The 15,733-nt window shown below is 69.1% G+C and carries 13 protein-coding genes; 5 read left to right on the plus strand and 8 right to left on the minus strand.

The window, feature by feature from the left end; genetic code table 11:
• Positions 1-16: 16 nt before the first annotated feature.
• Genes J7I98_RS02030 through coxB form a run of 3 tightly spaced genes read right to left on the minus strand, consistent with a single transcriptional unit; the run spans position 17 to position 3,113 of the window.
• Positions 17-415, minus strand: coding sequence for a cytochrome c oxidase subunit 4 (locus J7I98_RS02030; protein WP_214915126.1), 399 nt, complete (start codon positions 413-415; stop codon positions 17-19).
• Positions 412-2,148, minus strand: a complete 1,737-nt coding sequence (ctaD, locus tag J7I98_RS02035; RefSeq protein ID WP_214915128.1) for a cytochrome c oxidase subunit I — start codon at positions 2,146-2,148, stop codon at positions 412-414. The genes J7I98_RS02030 and ctaD overlap by 4 nt, the downstream gene beginning before the upstream one ends.
• Positions 2,145-3,113 carry a cytochrome c oxidase subunit II gene (coxB, locus tag J7I98_RS02040; protein ID WP_214915130.1) on the minus strand — a complete coding sequence of 323 codons (969 nt, stop codon included), beginning with the start codon at positions 3,111-3,113 and terminating at the stop codon, positions 2,145-2,147. The genes ctaD and coxB overlap by 4 nt, the downstream gene beginning before the upstream one ends.
• Positions 3,114-3,451: 338 nt before the next feature.
• Here coxB and J7I98_RS02045 point away from each other — a divergent pair, with 338 nt between their 5' ends.
• The gene (locus tag J7I98_RS02045) at positions 3,452-4,834 is read left to right on the plus strand and encodes a cysteine desulfurase/sulfurtransferase TusA family protein (RefSeq protein WP_214915134.1); all 1,383 of its coding nucleotides are present in this window, start codon (positions 3,452-3,454) and stop codon (positions 4,832-4,834) included.
• Positions 4,835-4,892: 58 nt separating this feature from the next.
• On the opposite strand, the gene J7I98_RS02050 is transcribed toward J7I98_RS02045, so the two are convergent.
• Positions 4,893-5,867: a carbohydrate kinase family protein gene (locus J7I98_RS02050; RefSeq protein WP_214915136.1), complete on the minus strand. Its 975-nt coding sequence runs from the start codon at positions 5,865-5,867 to the stop codon at positions 4,893-4,895.
• A gap of 181 nt (positions 5,868-6,048) precedes the next feature.
• Between J7I98_RS02050 and J7I98_RS02055 the strand changes: the two genes are divergently transcribed.
• Together J7I98_RS02055 and J7I98_RS02060 are read left to right on the plus strand one after the other, a co-directional pair.
• Positions 6,049-6,258 carry a hypothetical protein gene (locus J7I98_RS02055; RefSeq protein WP_214915139.1) on the plus strand — a complete coding sequence of 70 codons (210 nt, stop codon included), beginning with the start codon at positions 6,049-6,051 and terminating at the stop codon, positions 6,256-6,258.
• Between the two features lie 131 nt (positions 6,259-6,389).
• The gene (locus J7I98_RS02060) at positions 6,390-7,880 is read left to right on the plus strand and encodes a hypothetical protein (RefSeq protein WP_214915140.1); all 1,491 of its coding nucleotides are present in this window, start codon (positions 6,390-6,392) and stop codon (positions 7,878-7,880) included.
• A gap of 95 nt (positions 7,881-7,975) precedes the next feature.
• Here the strand turns inward: J7I98_RS02060 and J7I98_RS02065 are convergent, their stop codons facing one another.
• On the minus strand, positions 7,976-8,332 hold the full coding sequence (locus J7I98_RS02065; RefSeq protein WP_214915142.1) for an iron-sulfur cluster assembly accessory protein: 357 nt from the start codon (positions 8,330-8,332) through the stop codon (positions 7,976-7,978).
• A gap of 252 nt (positions 8,333-8,584) precedes the next feature.
• Between J7I98_RS02065 and nadA the strand changes: the two genes are divergently transcribed.
• Together nadA and J7I98_RS02075 are read left to right on the plus strand one after the other, a co-directional pair.
• On the plus strand, positions 8,585-9,769 hold the full coding sequence (nadA, locus tag J7I98_RS02070) for a quinolinate synthase NadA (protein ID WP_214915144.1): 1,185 nt from the start codon (positions 8,585-8,587) through the stop codon (positions 9,767-9,769).
• Positions 9,770-9,888: 119 nt separating this feature from the next.
• Entirely contained in the window at positions 9,889-10,290 is a 402-nt protein-coding gene (locus tag J7I98_RS02075) for a YciI family protein (protein ID WP_251019936.1), read from the plus strand.
• Positions 10,291-10,377: 87 nt separating this feature from the next.
• Here the strand turns inward: J7I98_RS02075 and J7I98_RS02080 are convergent, their stop codons facing one another.
• The 3 genes from J7I98_RS02080 to J7I98_RS02090 all read right to left on the minus strand — a co-directional run bounded on the left by J7I98_RS02080 (position 10,378) and on the right by J7I98_RS02090 (position 15,628).
• Complete coding sequence (locus tag J7I98_RS02080) at positions 10,378-13,530, minus strand: efflux RND transporter permease subunit (protein WP_214915156.1); 3,153 nt, start codon at positions 13,528-13,530, stop codon at positions 10,378-10,380.
• A gap of 170 nt (positions 13,531-13,700) precedes the next feature.
• A complete protein-coding gene (locus tag J7I98_RS02085; RefSeq protein ID WP_214915159.1) occupies positions 13,701-14,399 on the minus strand; it encodes a response regulator transcription factor in 699 nt (232 codons plus the stop codon).
• Positions 14,396-15,628, minus strand: coding sequence for a sensor histidine kinase (locus J7I98_RS02090; protein WP_214915162.1), 1,233 nt, complete (start codon positions 15,626-15,628; stop codon positions 14,396-14,398). The genes J7I98_RS02085 and J7I98_RS02090 overlap by 4 nt, the downstream gene beginning before the upstream one ends.
• Positions 15,629-15,733 lie beyond the last annotated feature (105 nt).

Below are 15,733 nucleotides of genomic sequence, written 5' to 3' on the forward strand. Positions count from 1 at the left end.
CTGTGGTGCTTGCGTACTACTGGTTCTGGTTCTCACCGCGGTAGTACTCGAAGACCCAGCCGAAAAGACCGACCAGGATCAGCGGCATGGAGAAGTACAGCAGCCACCAGCCGAGCGCGACCGCCAGGAAGGAGAGCGCGCCGCCGATGCCGAGCGAGAGCGGCTGCCAGCTGTGCGGCGAGAAGAAGCCCACCTCACCTGCCTCGTCCGCCACATCGGCCTCGGTGTTGTCCTGAGCCATGACGTCGGCACGCTTGGCCGTGAAGGCCAGGTAGAAGCCGATCATGATGCTCAGGCCGAAGGCGAGCACAAGTGCCGTGGTTCCGGCGGGCTCCTTCGACCACAGGCCATAGGTGATCGCCATGGCGAGGATGAAGACGCTCAGCCAGATGAACATCTTGCCTTGGATCTTCACTTGCCGGCCTCCTTCTCACCGGCGAGAACGCCGGCACCCGCGCCGACTTGCTCAAGCTGGTCGAGCGCGGCGATCTCCGGGTGGTGCAGGTCGAACGCCGGGGATTCGGAACGGATCCTCGGCAGGGTGAGGAAGTTGTGCCGCGGGGGCGGGCAGGACGTCGCCCACTCCAGCGAACGGCCGTAGCCCCAGGGGTCGTCGACCTCGATCTTCTTGCCGTACTTGGCGGTCTTCCACACGTTGTAGAAGAACGGCAGGATCGACAGGCCCAGCAGGAACGAGCTGATCGTGGAGATGGTGTTCAGCGCGGTGAACCCGTCGGCCGCGAGGTAGTCCGCGTAACGACGCGGCATGCCCTCGGCGCCCAGCCAGTGCTGCACCAGGAACGTGCCGTGGAAGCCGATGAACAGCGTCCAGAACGTGATCTTGCCGAGCCGCTCGTCCAGCATCTTGCCCGTGAACTTCGGCCACCAGAAGTGGAATCCGGCGAACATCGCGAAGACCACGGTGCCGAAAACGACGTAGTGGAAGTGCGCGACGACGAAGTACGAGTCGGAGACGTGGAAGTCCATCGGGGGCGAGGCCAGGATGACGCCGGTCAGACCACCGAAGGCGAAGGTGATCAGGAAGCCGACGGTCCAGAGCATCGGTGTCTCGAAGGACAGCGAGCCCTTCCACATGGTGCCGATCCAGTTGAAGAACTTCACACCGGTCGGTACCGCGATCAGGAAGGTCATGAACGAGAAGAACGGCAACAGCACGCCGCCCGTGACGTACATGTGGTGCGCCCACACCGTGACCGAGAGGCCGGCGATCGCGATCGTCGCGCCGATCAGGCCGATGTAGCCGAACATCGGCTTGCGGCTGAAGACCGGGATCACCTCGGAGACGATTCCGAAGAATGGCAACGCGATGATGTAGACCTCTGGATGGCCGAAGAACCAGAAGAGGTGCTGCCACAGAATCGCTCCGCCGTTGGCCGAGTCGAAGATGTGCGCACCGAACTTGCGGTCCGCCTCCAGCGCGAAGAGCGCCGCGGCCAGCACCGGGAAGGCGAGCAGGACCAGTACACCGGTCAGCAGCACGTTCCAGGTAAAGATCGGCATCCGGAACATCGTCATGCCGGGTGCGCGCATGCAGATGATCGTGGTGATGAAGTTGACCGAGCCGAGGATCGTGCCGAAGCCGGAGAAGGCCAGACCCATGATCCACATGTCGGCGCCGACGCCCGGCGAGCGGACCGCGTCCGACAGCGGGGAGTAGGCGAACCAGCCGAAGTCGGCCGCACCCTGCGGGGTGAGGAAGCCGGCCACCGCGATGAGCGAGCCGAAGAGGTACAGCCAGTACGCGAACATGTTCAGCCGCGGGAACGCCACGTCGGGCGCGCCGATCTGCAGCGGCATGATCCAGTTCGCGAATCCGGCGAACAGCGGCGTCGCGAACATCAGCAGCATGATCGTGCCGTGCATCGTGAACGCCTGGTTGAACTGCTCGTTCGACATGATCTGCGTGCCGGGACGGGCGAGTTCGGCGCGCATGAAGAGCGCCATCACACCGCCGATGCAGAAGAACACGAACGACGTGATCAGGTAGAGCGAGCCGATGGTCTTGTGGTCAGTGGTGGTCAGCCACTTCACCACCACATTTCCCGGCTCCTTGCGCCGTACCGGCAGCTCGTCCTCGTACGAGTCGTCTGCTGCCGCGGCACCCTGGGGTTGATTGAGGATGCTCACAGTTTGTTCGTCTCCGCATTCCTGGCCGGGTCGGTCTGCTCGATACCGGCCGGGATGTAGCCGGTCTGGCCCTTCTCCGCCAGCTCCTTGAGGTGCTGCTGGTAACGCTCCGGGGAGACGACCTTGACGTTGAAGAGCATCCGGGAGTGGTCGACACCGCAGAGCTCGGCGCACTTGCCCATGAAGGTGCCCTCACGCGTGGGGGTCACCTCGAAGACGTTGGTGTGGCCGGGGATGACGTCCTGCTTCATCAGGAACGGCACCACCCAGAAGGAGTGGATGACGTCGCGCGAACTCAGAACGAAGCGGACCTTCTCGCCCTTCGGCAGCCACAGGGTCGGACCCGGGTTGCCGTTCTGCGGGTTCCGCTCGCCCGGAGTACCGACCGCGTAGACGCCTTCGGCACCTTCGGGGAACTGCTTGGTGTACTTGTCCGGAAGTACGCTGAGCTCCTTGGCGAGCTTCGCGCCCGTGGCGGCGTTGCCGTCCACGTTCTCCACGTAGTTGAAGCCCCAGCTCCACTGGAAGCCGACCACGTTGACGGTGTGGGCCGGCTTGTCATCGAGCGCGAGGAGCTTCGTCTCGTCGCGCGCGGTGAAGTAGAAGAGGACCGAGACGATGATGAGCGGGACCACGGTGTACAGCGCCTCGATGGGCATGTTGTACCGGGTCTGCGGAGGTACCTCCACCTTGGTGCGGCTACGCCGGTGGAAGATGACGCTCCACAGGATCAGGCCCCAGACCAGGACGCCCGTGATGAGCGCTGCCGCCCACGAGCCCTGCCAGAGGGAGAGAATCCTGGGAGCCTCTTCGGTAACCGGGGTAGGCATCCCGAGGCGGGGGAAGTCCTGCCATGTGTACGAGCAACCAGAGGCGGTCGCCAGGACCACGCCCGCGGTCAGCACCTGGAGCAGCTTCCGCCGCATCGGGCGCCGCGACGAGCGGTCGGAGCCGTTGGGACTCACGTAGCGCCTTCCCGAGAGTCTCGCCCGCGCGGTCGGTTGCGGCCGTCACGCTGGTCGGTCGCCGGCCCTGACGCGGGCAGGGGTTTGGATGTTTATGCGGACCAAACCCTACTGGACGCTATTTGGGGTCGCGCGGGGAGGGTGCCCAACGCGCCGTGCCGCTCCCCGAACGAATGGAATCTTGGTGGAATAGGCGCCTCCGCCCGCCTTCTGACGGCCCTTCCCCTGGTGAACGCGAGGGTGCGGGAGGGCGGCGGGGGCTGGCGGGCGGATGGCTCGGCGAATGCCCGGGCGGATGCGGGGAGCCCGGTTCGCGGGTGCGGGGTTAGCGTGGCGATGTGCCCTACTTCGACGCAGCTTCCTCCGCTCCGCTCCACCCCGTCGCCCGGCAGGCCCTGCTGGCCTCGCTCGACGAGGGGTGGGCCGACCCTGCCCGCCTCTACCGCGAGGGGCGGCGTGCCCGGATGCTGCTGGACGCGGCACGGGAAACCGTGGCCGATGCGGTGGGCTGCCGCCCCGACGAGCTGGTCTTCACCTCTTCGGGCACGCGCGCGGTGCACTCCGGGATCTCCGGAGCCCTCGCCGCGCGGCGACGTGTCGGGCGCCACCTGGTCGTATCCGCCGTCGAGCACTCCTCGGTGCTGCACTCGGCGGCCGCCCATGAGGAACAGGGCGGTACGTCGACCGAGGTCGAGGTCGACCGGGCGGGCCGCGTGGCCCCCGGGGCGTACGCCCGGGCCCTGCGCGACGACACCGCGCTCGCCTGCCTCCAGTCCGCCAACCACGAGGTCGGCACGGAGCAGCCCGTGGCCGAAATCGCACAGGAGTGCCGGGCGGTAGGTGTGCCGCTTCTGGTGGACGCGGCGCAGTCGCTGGGGTGGGGGCGGGTGGAAGGGGACTGGTCACTGCTCACCGCGAGTGCGCACAAGTGGGGCGGCCCCGCGGGCGTCGGGCTGCTGGTCGTACGGAAGGGCGTGCGGTTCGCGGCCCAAGGGCCCGCCGACGAGCGGGAGTCGGGACGCGCGGCCGGTTTCGAGAACCTCCCCGCGATCGTGGCGGCAGCGGCATCACTGCGCGCCGTGCGGGCGGAGGCGGCCGACGAGGCGGCGCGGCTGCGGGCGCTGGTGGACCGGATCCGGACTCGGGTGCCCGGGCTCGTACCGGATGCCGAGGTGGTGGGCGATCCGGTGCGGCGGCTGCCGCATCTGGTCACGTTCTCGTGTCTCTATGTCGACGGGGAGACGCTGCTGCATGAGCTGGACCGGGCCGGTTTCTCGGTTTCGTCCGGATCATCCTGTACAAGCAGCACGCTGACGCCCAGCCATGTGCTGCGGGCGATGGGTGTGCTGTCGGAAGGAAATGTGCGGGTTTCGCTGCCGCTCGGGACGACGGAGGAGGACGTCGACCGCTTCCTGGAGGTGCTGCCGGGCACGGTGGCGGGGGTGCGGGAGCAGCTGGGTGCGCCGCCGGTCGCGGCTTCGGGGACCGGAGAGACGCCGTCCCTCGTCGTGGACTCGCTCGGGAAGCGGTGTCCGATCCCGGTGATCGAGCTCGCCAAGGTGATCGGGGATGTGCCGGTCGGGGGGACGGTCACCGTTCTGTCGGACGACGAGGCGGCGCGGCTGGACATTCCTGCGTGGTGCGTGATGCGCGGGCAGGAGTACGTGGGCGAGCGCGCGGCCGAGCGGGGCGTGGCGTACGTGGTGCGGCGGGTGGGGTAGGGGGTGTGCGGCCGCTGCGCGGGGAGAGCCCCGCGCAGCGGCCGCACACCCACACCACTCACACCAGGTGAGTCTGGACCTCTGCGGCTGCGTCGTGGCCGTAAGCCTTCGTGAAGCGGTCCATGAAGTGGGCGCGGCGCAGCGTGTATTCCTGGGTGCCGAGCGTTTCGATCACCAGGGTCGCCAGCATGCAGCCGACCTGTGCCGCGCGCTCCAGGCCGACGCCCCAGGCGAGGCCCGACAGGAAGCCGGCGCGGAAGGCGTCGCCGACACCGGTCGGGTCGACCTTGCCGTCCTCCTCCGGGCAGCCGACCACGATCGGCTCGTCGCCGACGCGCTCGATGCGGACCCCGCGGGAGCCGAGGGTGGTGACGCGGTGGCCGACCTTGGCGAGGATCTCGGCGTCGGTCCAGCCCGTCTTGGACTCGATGAGCCCCTTCTCGTACTCGTTGGAGAAGAGGTACGTCGCGCCTTCGAGGAGCGTACGGATGTCATCGCCGGACATGCGGGCGATCTGCTGCGAGAAGTCCGCCGCGAAGGGGATGGAGCGGGTCTTGCACTCCTCGGTGTGGCGGAGCATCGCCTCGGGGTCGTCCGCGCCGATCAGGACGAGGTCCAGGCCGCCGACGCGCTCGGCGACCGCCTGGAGCTCGATCTGGCGGGCCTCGCTCATCGCGCCCGTGTAGAAAGAGCCGATCTGGTTGTGGTCGGCGTCGGTGGTGCACACGAAGCGTGCCGTGTGCAGGACCTCGGAGATGCGGACGGATCCGGTGTCCACGCCGTGCCGGTCGAGCCAGGCGCGGTACTCGTCGAAGTCCGAGCCGGCGGCCCCGACCAGGATCGGCGCCGTGCCGAGCTGACCCATGCCGAAGCAGATGTTGGCACCGACACCGCCCCGGCGTACGTCGAGGTTGTCGACCAGGAAGGAGAGCGAGACCGTGTGCAGCTGGTCCGCGACCAGCTGGTCGGCGAAGCGGCCGGGGAAGGTCATGAGGTGGTCGGTGGCGATGGAGCCGGTGACTGCGATACGCACGGCGAGGACGCTCCTGTGGAGGGGTGGCGTTTGACAGTTCACGCTACCTGGTCGTAGCCCCACGCACGAAGGGCCAAAACTACCCGATAGTAGGTCTTTTTTCCGGAGGGCCCAGCTGCCTACGGTGCCAGCATCGCGGGACCGCGGACATGCGGCCCCCAGAGCCACGGGAGCAGCCCGCATGCACAAGCACAGTGTCATGGCACCCGCACCGGCCGAGCACGACGGTGGCCTGGAAGAGCTGCAGGGAGACTGCGCCCGTATGGTCCCGCACTGGGCGGTGCCCGCGGCGGCCGCTCCCGCGCCCGTACCGGCGTCTCTCATCCACGGCATCACCGTGTCGCCGGCCTCCGCGCGCCTGGTACGCGGTATGTCCGAATATGGTGGCTGAGCGGCGGCTGAGCAGCGCCCGATAGGCGCACACGGGGAACCGTGCGCTCCCCCGCTCCGTCCCACCGGTGTCCCCCGCAAAGGGGATGCGGCATACGGCATGGGACGGCAGTGCAGTCGAAGGAGCGAACGGTGAACACCGAGGGACCGGAGAAGGACGCAGTCGGCGCCCGAGAGCGGCGTTCCCCGCTGGTCGCCGCCTCCGTGGCGGCAGCGGTGCTGCTGGCCGGGGGCGGCGGCGCGTACTGGGCATCGACCGCCGGGGACGGCGGCGGCAGCGGCAGCGGTACGAAGAGCGGGAGCGGGGCGCCGGGGGCCAACGGCAGTCCGCCGCCGCTCGCCCTCGACGGCTATACGGACGGCTCCTCGCGGGGTGTGGCGCCCGGCGAGCCCGACCCGAACGGCGTGGTCTACCGCGCCGAGGGCAAGCTGCCCGACGGGCCCGATTCCGCCCCTGTGTACCGGGCGTCGGGCGCGATCACCGAAGCCGAGGTGGCGCGGCTGGCCAAGGCGCTCGGTGTGGCGGGCAAGCCGCGTATCGAGGGCGGGGCCTGGAAGGTCGGCGTCACCAAGGACGGCGCCGGGCCGGTGCTCCAGGTCAACAAGCAGGCGCCGGGCACCTGGAACTTCGCGCAGTACGGCCCCGGGGGCGGCGACAACTGCGAGAAGGGCAAGCCGTGCCGCGATGCGGCCTTCGGGCCCGGCGGCGGTGGGCAGCCGGTGAGCGAGAAGGCCGCCAAGGAGGCCGCGGCGCCCGTACTGAAGGCGCTGGGCCAGGACGACGCGAAGCTCGACGCGCGCCAGTTGATGGGCGCGGTACGGGTGGTGAACGCCGATCCGGAGGTGGGCGGGCTGCCGACGTACGGCTGGGCGACCGGACTCCAGATCGGCTCGGACAGCCAACTGGTCGGTGGCAGCGGGCAGTTGAAGGGCCTGACGAAGGGCGCCGAGTATCCGGTGATCGGCGCGGACGAGGCGCTGAAGCAGCTGAACAAGGCGGGCGAGGCCGCGGGCCGCATCGGCATCGGCGGCTGCGCCACGCCCGTACCGCACGGTGACAATCCCGACAACAAGCCCGCCAAGCAGGACGACAGGGCCCAGGCGCCCTGCGAGCCGGGCGCCGGAAAGGTGCCGGATGCACCGGACCCGGTGACCGTCGGCCGTGCGACCTTCGGACTCGCGGCGCAGTACGTCGGGGGTCGGCAGGCGCTCGTACCCTCATGGCTCTTCGAGGTGAAGCCGGGGGGCGACGCACAGCCGTTCACGATCACGCATCCCGCGGTCGACCCCGACTACCTGGTCAAGCCGTCGGTGCCGCCGAAGGAGAGCGCTCCGCCGGAGAGCGACACCGATACGCCGTCGATGCGCCACGTCCAGTCGTACGCCGCTGACGGGCGTGAGCTCACCGTGCACTTCTGGGGCGGCGCGTGCAGCACGTACGACGCGAAGGCGAACGAGGAGAACGGGGTGGTGAAGGTGAAGATCGTCGAAACCAACCCGGACCCGGAGCGCGTCTGCATCTTGATCGCCAAGGAGCTGTCAGACAAGGTGACGCTCGACAAGCCTCTGGACGGCCGCAAGGTCGTGGATCAGCGGAGCGGCGAGACCGTGCCGAAGAAGTAGGCCCGTACACCCCGTACACGCGGAAAAGGCGGCGGCCCCTGGTCGGGGGCCGCCGCCTTCTTCGCGTTCGCGCGGTCGGGCTTGCGCGCTCAGGCCTAGCTGAACGAGTCGCCGCAGGCGCAGGAGCCGGTGGCGTTCGGGTTGTCGATCGTGAAGCCCTGCTTCTCGATGGTGTCGACGAAGTCGATGGAGGCGCCGCCCAGGTACGGGGCGCTCATGCGGTCGGTGACGACCTTGACGCCGTCGAAGTCCTTGATGACATCGCCGTCGAGCGAGCGCTCGTCGAAGAACAGCTGGTATCGCAGACCGGAGCAGCCGCCGGGCTGAACGGCGACGCGCAGGGCCAGGTCCTCACGGCCTTCCTGGTCCAGCAGGGCCTTGACCTTGGCCGCGGCGGCGTCGGACAGGAGAATGCCGTCGCTCACGGTGGTCTTGTCGTCCTGAACGGACATCTACATCTCTCCCGGGTTGTACGGACTGCTTGCCGACCTTTGCAACCGGCGCGGCCGCGGATTCATTCCGGGCCTGAGCGCTTGCCTTGCCCTTTCATGCTCGCACACCCGATTCGACGGGGGCACGTGGCTGGGCACCGGCAGAATTCGTCACATGGACGACATGGGCATCGTCAAAGTGACGTGAAGCAGTTATGATAGATAGCGTCAAATCGACGAAAAGGCTTTGCAGAGAAGAAAGGGTGCGTGTTCGTGACCACCGCCCAGCCACTGGACGTCCAGCCGACGCCTCTCGCCCTGCTGCTGCTCGGCCGCGAGGCCGACGCCAAGAGCGAGCGCGGCGTCGACTGTCCCGGCGACCTGCCCTCCCCCTCCGACCCGGACCTGGTGGAACGCGCCCGCGCGGCCAAGGAAAAGCTCGGGGACAAGGTCTTCGTCCTCGGCCACCACTACCAGCGTGACGAGGTCATCCAGTTCGCCGACGTCACCGGGGACTCGTTCAAGCTGGCCAAGGACGCGGCCGCCAGGCCGGAGGCCGAGTACATCGTCTTCTGCGGTGTGCACTTCATGGCCGAGTCCGCGGACATTCTGACCTCCGACGACCAGAAGGTCGTCCTGCCCGACCTGGCGGCCGGCTGCTCGATGGCCGACATGGCCACCGCCGAGCAGGTCGCCGAGTGCTGGGACGTGCTGACCGAGGCCGGAGTGGCCGAGCAGGTCGTCCCCGTCTCGTACATGAACTCCTCCGCCGACATCAAGGCGTTCACCGGCAAGCACGGCGGCACGATCTGTACGTCGTCGAACGCGAAGCGGGCGCTGGACTGGGCCTTCGAGCAGGGGGGGCCACGGCAGAACAAGGTTCTTTTCCTGCCCGACCAGCACCTCGGGCGCAACACCGCCGTGCGGGACATGGGCATGTCGCTGGACGACTGTGTCCTGTACAACCCGCACAAGCCGAACGGCGGCCTGACCGTCGAGCAGCTGCGCAACGCGAAGATGATCCTGTGGCGCGGGCACTGCTCGGTGCACGGGCGCTTCTCGCTCGACTCCGTCAATGACGTGCGCGAGCGCATCCCGGGCGTCAATGTGCTCGTACACCCCGAGTGCAAGCACGAGGTCGTGGCGGCTGCGGACTACGTCGGTTCGACGGAGTACATCATCAAGAAGCTGGAGGCGGCTCCGGCCGGCTCGAAGTGGGCCATCGGGACCGAGCTCAACCTGGTCCGGCGCGTCGCGAACGCACACCCGGACAAGGAGGTCGTCTTCCTCGACAAGACGGTCTGCTTCTGCTCGACGATGAACCGGATCGACCTGCCGCACCTGGTGTGGGCCCTGGAGTCGCTGGCCGAGGGCAACCTGGTCAACCGCATCGAGGTCGACCGCGAGACCGAGCAGTTCGCGAAGCTCGCGCTGGAGCGGATGCTGGCGCTGCCGTAGCTGCGAAGCTCCTGAGCCTTTCTCGTACGTCGTACATCGCACCCCCTGACGCCCGCCGCGTCAGGGGGTGCGGTACGTCGGCTCAGCTGCCACCGTGGAGACGAGAAAGGGTGAGGCCTATGCAGTACATGATCCAGATGAACGTGCCTGCCGATGAGTGGGACGGCATGATGGCGTCGTTCTCGAAGGACGACATGCTGGCGATGTTCGCGCACATGGACGCGCTCAACCAGGAGCTCGGCGCGGCGGGTGAGCTGGTGGAGGCCCGTGGTCTCGGCGGGCCCTCGATGGTCAAGACGGTACGGGCGACGGACGACGGCCGGGCGAAGGTGACGGACGGGCCCGCGGAGCCGGGGCGCATTCTGGCCGGCTACTGGGTGGTCGACGTCAAGGACGAGGACCGCGCCCTCGAAATCGCGGCGAGGGCGTCGGCCTGCCCCGGCCCGGGCGGGAAGCCGGGCAACGATCCGGTCGAGGTGCACGCCGTACCGGAGGGGCCGCCGGAGGTTCCCGAGGGCTGAACGGGCGGCTGAACGGGCTGGCTGAACGGGGCGAGCCCCGGCCCCCTGAAGAGGGGACCGGGGCTCGCTGCCGTTCTGTCGTACGGATCAGACCGTCGCCGGCTCCGGCTCTTCCGACGCCGAGTCCGACTGCGCCGGGACGCCCGCCTTCGCCGCGCGCTTGGCCGCCTTCTTCTTGGCCCGGCGCTCCTTGCGGAGCTCCACCATCGCGTACAGCGTCGGCACCAGCAGCAGCGTCAGCAGCGTCGACGTGATCAGACCACCGATCACCACGATCGCCAGCGGCTTCGATATGAAGCCGCCCTCGCCCGTGATGCCCAGTGCCATCGGCAGCAGCGCGAAGATCGTCGCCAGTGCCGTCATCAGGATCGGGCGCAGACGGTGACGCCCGCCCTCCAGGACCGCCTCGACCACGCCCAGGCCCTGTGCCCTGTACTGGTTGATCAGGTCGATCAGCACGATCGCATTGGTGACGACGATGCCGATGAGCATCAGCATGCCGATCATCGCCGGTACGCCCATGGGCGTACCGGTGGCGAGCAGCAGGCCGATCGCGCCGGTCGCCGCGAACGGGATCGAGACCAGCAGGATCAGCGGCTGGATCAGCGAGCGGAACGTCGCGACCAGCAGCATGAAGACGATCGCGATGGCCGCAAGCATGGCCAGGCCGAGCTGGACGAACGCCTCGCTCTGGTCCGAGGACACGCCGCCGATCTCGACGGTCGCGCCCGCGGGCAGCTTCTTCTCCAGCGCGTTGATCTCGCTCTGGAGGGCGGCGGTCACCGCGCCCGTGTTGTCCGCGGTCGGCTTGGCCGTGATCGTCGCGGCGCGGGCGCCGTCGATCCGGGTCATGGAGACCGGGCCCGCCACCAGCTTCACGTCGGCGATCTCACCGAGCTCGGCCGGGCCGAGCTTCAGGTGCTTCAGCTCGTCCAGCGTGGTGGCCGGCCTGGCCGACTTCACGACGACATCGCGCTCGGTGTCGCCAAGGATCGCCTTGCCCGACGTGGTGCCGCGCACCGCCTGGGTGACGGCCGCGCCGAGGGTGGCCTGGGCGAAGCCCGCGGCGGCCGTCCTGTCGTTGGCCTTGACGGAGATCCGCGGCACGCTCTGGGCCAGGTCGCTCTGTACATCGGTGACGTCGTCGAGCTTCGCGACCGCGTCCCGTACCTGCTCGGACGCCTTCTTCAGTACGTCGGCGTCACCGGCCTTCACCACGACGCTCAGGTCCTGGGTGCCGAAGCCGCCGCCCGCGCCGATGGTGGTGTCGCCGATGCCCTTCAGCTTGCCGAGCTCCTCCTCGATGCGGTCCTGGGTGACCTCGGCGTCGGAGGCGTCGTTCAGGGTCAGCTGGTACGTCGCCTGGTTGGCGCCCGTACCGCCGCCGAAGGCTGCGGCGAAGCCGGAGGAGCCGACCGTGACCTGGTAGTCCTTGATCGTGTCGATGCCGTCGAGCGCCTTCTCGACCTTCAGGGCGGCCTCGTCGGCGGCCTCCAGGCTGGTGCCGGGCTTCAGCTCCTGGGTGACCGACAGGGTGTCCTGCTCGCCCTGGTCGAAGAAGTTCGTCTTGAGCAGCGGCGCCATGGCGAACGTACCGATGAGGACGACGACCGCGATGGCCAGGCTGGTGAAGCGGCGGCGGGTCGCGAAGCGCAGGACCGGGACGTACATCCGCTGAAGCGGGCTGCGCGCCTCCTTCTCCTCCGCCTTGCGGCGCAGTTCCTCGGGGTCGACGCCCTCCGAGCCCTTCGGGGCGCGCAGGAACCAGTACGAGAAGACCGGTACGACCGTGAGGGACACCAGCAGCGAGGCGAGCAGGGCCGCCGTGACGGTGAGGGAGAAGGAGCCGAACAGCTGGCCCACCATGCCGCCGACCAGGCCGATCGGCAGGAAGACGGCGACGGTGGTCAGGGTCGACGAGGTGACCGCGCCCGCGACTTCCTTCACCGCGGTGATGATGGCCGCCTGGCGCTCCTCGCCGTATCCGAGGTGACGCTTGATGTTCTCCAGGACCACGATCGAGTCGTCGACGACGCGGCCGATCGCGATCGTCAGCGCGCCGAGCGTGAGGACGTTGAGCGACAGGTCGCGGGTCCACAGCACGATCAGGGCGAGGACCACCGACAGGGGGATGGAGATGGCGGTGACGAGCGTCGAGCGGACCGAGGCCAGGAAGACCAGGATCACGATGACGGCGAAGACCAGGCCGAGGGCGCCCTCGGTGGTCAGGCCGGAAATCGACTTGGAGACGGCCGGGCCCTGGTCGAAGACGACCGCGATCTCGCTGTCGGTGCCGAGGCTGTCGCGCAGCTCGGGGAGCTTGTCCTTGACCGCGTCGGAGATGGCGACGGCGCTGCCGTCCTGGTCCATCGTGATGGCCAGCGACAGGCTGGGCTTGCCGTTGGTGCGGGTGATGGAGACCGCGGTGGCGGGCTGCTCCTTGACGGTGGCGACGTCACCGAGGCGTACCGGCTTCGGCGGCTTGCCCTGGCCGGTGGGGGTCGCGGTGACGCGCAGGTCCTCGATCTGCTTCAGCGACGTGTAGCCGCCGCCGACCTGGACCGTACGGCTCTTGCCGTCCTCGGAGAAGGAGCCTGCCGGGACGGTGGCGCCGCCCGACTGGAGGGCCTGGCCGAGTGCGCCGGCGTTGAGGCCGGCGGCCGCGAGCTTCTTGTCGTCCGGGGTGACGGTGACCTGGAGGTCCTGCACACCGTCGACGCTGACCTGGCCGACGCCGTCGATGTCCTCCAACTCGGGTACGACGGTACGGTCCAGCCGGTCGGCCAGCGCCTGCTGGTCCTGGCCGGAGGTGACGGCGAGGAGGACGGTCGGGATGTCGTCCGTCGAACCGGCCACGACCTGGGGGTCGACCTCGTCGGGGAGCTGGGCTCGGGAGCGGTTCACGGCCTGCTGGACGTCGGCGACGAGCTGCTTGGTGTCGTTGCCGTAGTCGAACTGGGCCATGATCACGGCGTTGCCCTCGCTCGCCGTGGAGGTGACGCCGGTGATGCCGTCGACTGCCTTGATGGTGCTTTCGAGCGGTTCGACGACCTGCTTCTCGACCACATCGGGGGACACACCCTGGTAGGGCGCCAGCACCGACACCATCGGGAACTCGATGGTGGGCAGCAACTGCTGCTTGAGCTGCGGTATCGCGATCGCGCCGAAGACGATCGCGATGATCGACATCAGACCGATCAGGGCCCGTTGAGCGAGGCTGAATCTGGACAGCCAGGACATGGGTGGGTCTCTCTTCTGTGGCTTACGCGGCAGGCGGGCACGGTGGCCCCTCTATACGATCAGCCATTCGAAGAGGAGATCCGTCGGCCCCAGGTCCCCTTCCTTATGCGGCGCATACCGCAGTTGGAGTAGGCGCCACTACACCTTCACTCCACCCTGCGCTCTGCCCTTCACTCCGCCCTTGGCCGGACAAGTCCCGATTCGTAGGCGATTACCACCAGTTGGGCGCGGTCGCGGGCGCCGAGTTTCGCCATCGCCCTGTTCACATGTGTCTTGACGGTGAGCGGGCTGACGACCAGCTGCTCGGCGATTTCGTCGTTGGAGTGGCCGCCCGCGACCTGGACGAGGACCTCGCGCTCGCGCACGGTCAGCGCCGACAGCCGCTCGGTGCGGGCCGCCGCGCTCTCGTCGTCCTCCGAAGTGCCGCCCTGCGCGAGGAACTTGGCGATCAGGCCCTTGGTCGCCACGGGGGAGAGCAGTGCCTCGCCCGCGGCGGCGATCCGGATGGCATTGAGCAGTTCCTCCGGCTCTGCCCCCTTGCCGAGGAAGCCGGAGGCACCGGCGCGCAGCGACTGCACGACGTACTCGTCGACCTCGAAGGTCGTCAGCATCACCACGCGTACGGCGGCCAGTTCGGGGTCTTCGCTGATCATGCGGGTGGCGGCGAGGCCGTCCGTACCCGGCATGCGGATGTCCATCAGGACGACGTCGGCGCGGAGCGTGCGGGCGAGCTCGACGGCTTCTGCGCCGTCGGCGGCCTCCCCGACGACCAGCATGTCGGGCTCGGAGTCCACCAGGACCCGGAACGCACTGCGCAGCAGCGCCTGGTCGTCGGCGAGCAGCACCCTGATGGTCGTGGCGGTCGTCATGCGGTCTCCCCCGTACGTACCTTGAACGGCAGGATCGCATGGACGCGGAAGCCGCCGCCGTAGCGGGGGCCCGCGGTGAGGGTGCCGCCGAGGGCGGTCACGCGCTCGCGCATGCCGGTGAGGCCGTGGCCGCCGCCGTCGTGCCCTTCGCCGGTGCCGTCCCCCGGCCCGGCGCCGTTGTCGATCACGGTGACCTCGGCGGACGAACCCACGCGGACCACGCTGACCTCGGCCTTCGCGTCCGGGCCCGCGTGCTTGCGCACATTGGTCAGGGCCTCCTGGATGATCCGGTACGCCGCGAGGTCGACGGCGGCGGGCAGCGGTGCGGCCATGTTGTCGGGCCTGGCCACCTCCACCGGGAGCCCCGCGTGCCGGAAGGTGTCGAGGAGCGCGTCGAGCACGGCGAGGCCGGGAGCGGGCTCGGTCGGCGCCTCGGGGTCGCCCGACTGGCGGAGCAGGCCGACGGTGGCGCGAAGCTCGTTCAGCGCGGAGCGGCTGGCCTCCCGTACATGCGCGAGGGCTTCCTTGGCCTGGTCGGGGCGCTTGTCCATGACATGGGCGGCCACTCCCGCCTGGACGTTGACCAGTGCGATGTGGTGTGCGACGACGTCGTGCAGGTCGCGGGCGATGCGCAGCCGCTCCTCGGCGACACGGCGGCGGGCCTCCTCCTCGCGGGTGCGCTCGGCGCGTTCGGCACGCTCGCGTATCGCGTCGATGAAGGCGCGACGGCTGCGTACGGCGTCGCCCGCGGTGGCTCCGATGCCGGTCCAGGCGAAGATCCCGATGTTCTCCTGGGCGTACCAGGGCCCTGTGCCGAAGCACATCGCGCCGGCCGTCAGGCCGGTCATCGTCAGCAGGCCGACGCGCCAGGTGGTGGGGCGGTCGGTGCGGGACGCGACGGTGTACAGCGCGATGACCGCGCTCATCGCGACGGGCGCGGGCGGGTCCCCCGCGATGAGCTCGCCGAGCGTGACCGCGCCGGTGAAGGCGAGTACGGCCATGGGCTTGCGGCGCCGGAACACGAGGGCGGCCGAGCCGAGCACCATCAGGACGATGCTGCGGGGGCCGGGCGTGCGCGTGAAGGTGGGGCCGTTCGGGCCGTGGGGGTCGGCGAAGGAGCTGACGACGATCGTCACGAGTACGGCGAGCGCCAGCGCGGCGTCCATGGCGAGCGGGTGAGCGCGCAGCCAGTCCCGGGACCGGGCGAGCCCCGTACCGAGGGCATTCATGTCACGCAACGGTACGGCGTACGCCCACACCGGGGCACCGCCGGGCACGACCGTTCGGCGGCCGGGACGGTGGGCACCCTCGCCGGCCGGAGGCCGGCGCAGCGG

Origin of the sequence: Streptomyces sp. ISL-98 (assembly GCF_018614055.1) — a bacterium.
GTDB classification, from domain to species: domain Bacteria; phylum Actinomycetota; class Actinomycetes; order Streptomycetales; family Streptomycetaceae; genus Streptomyces; species Streptomyces spiramyceticus.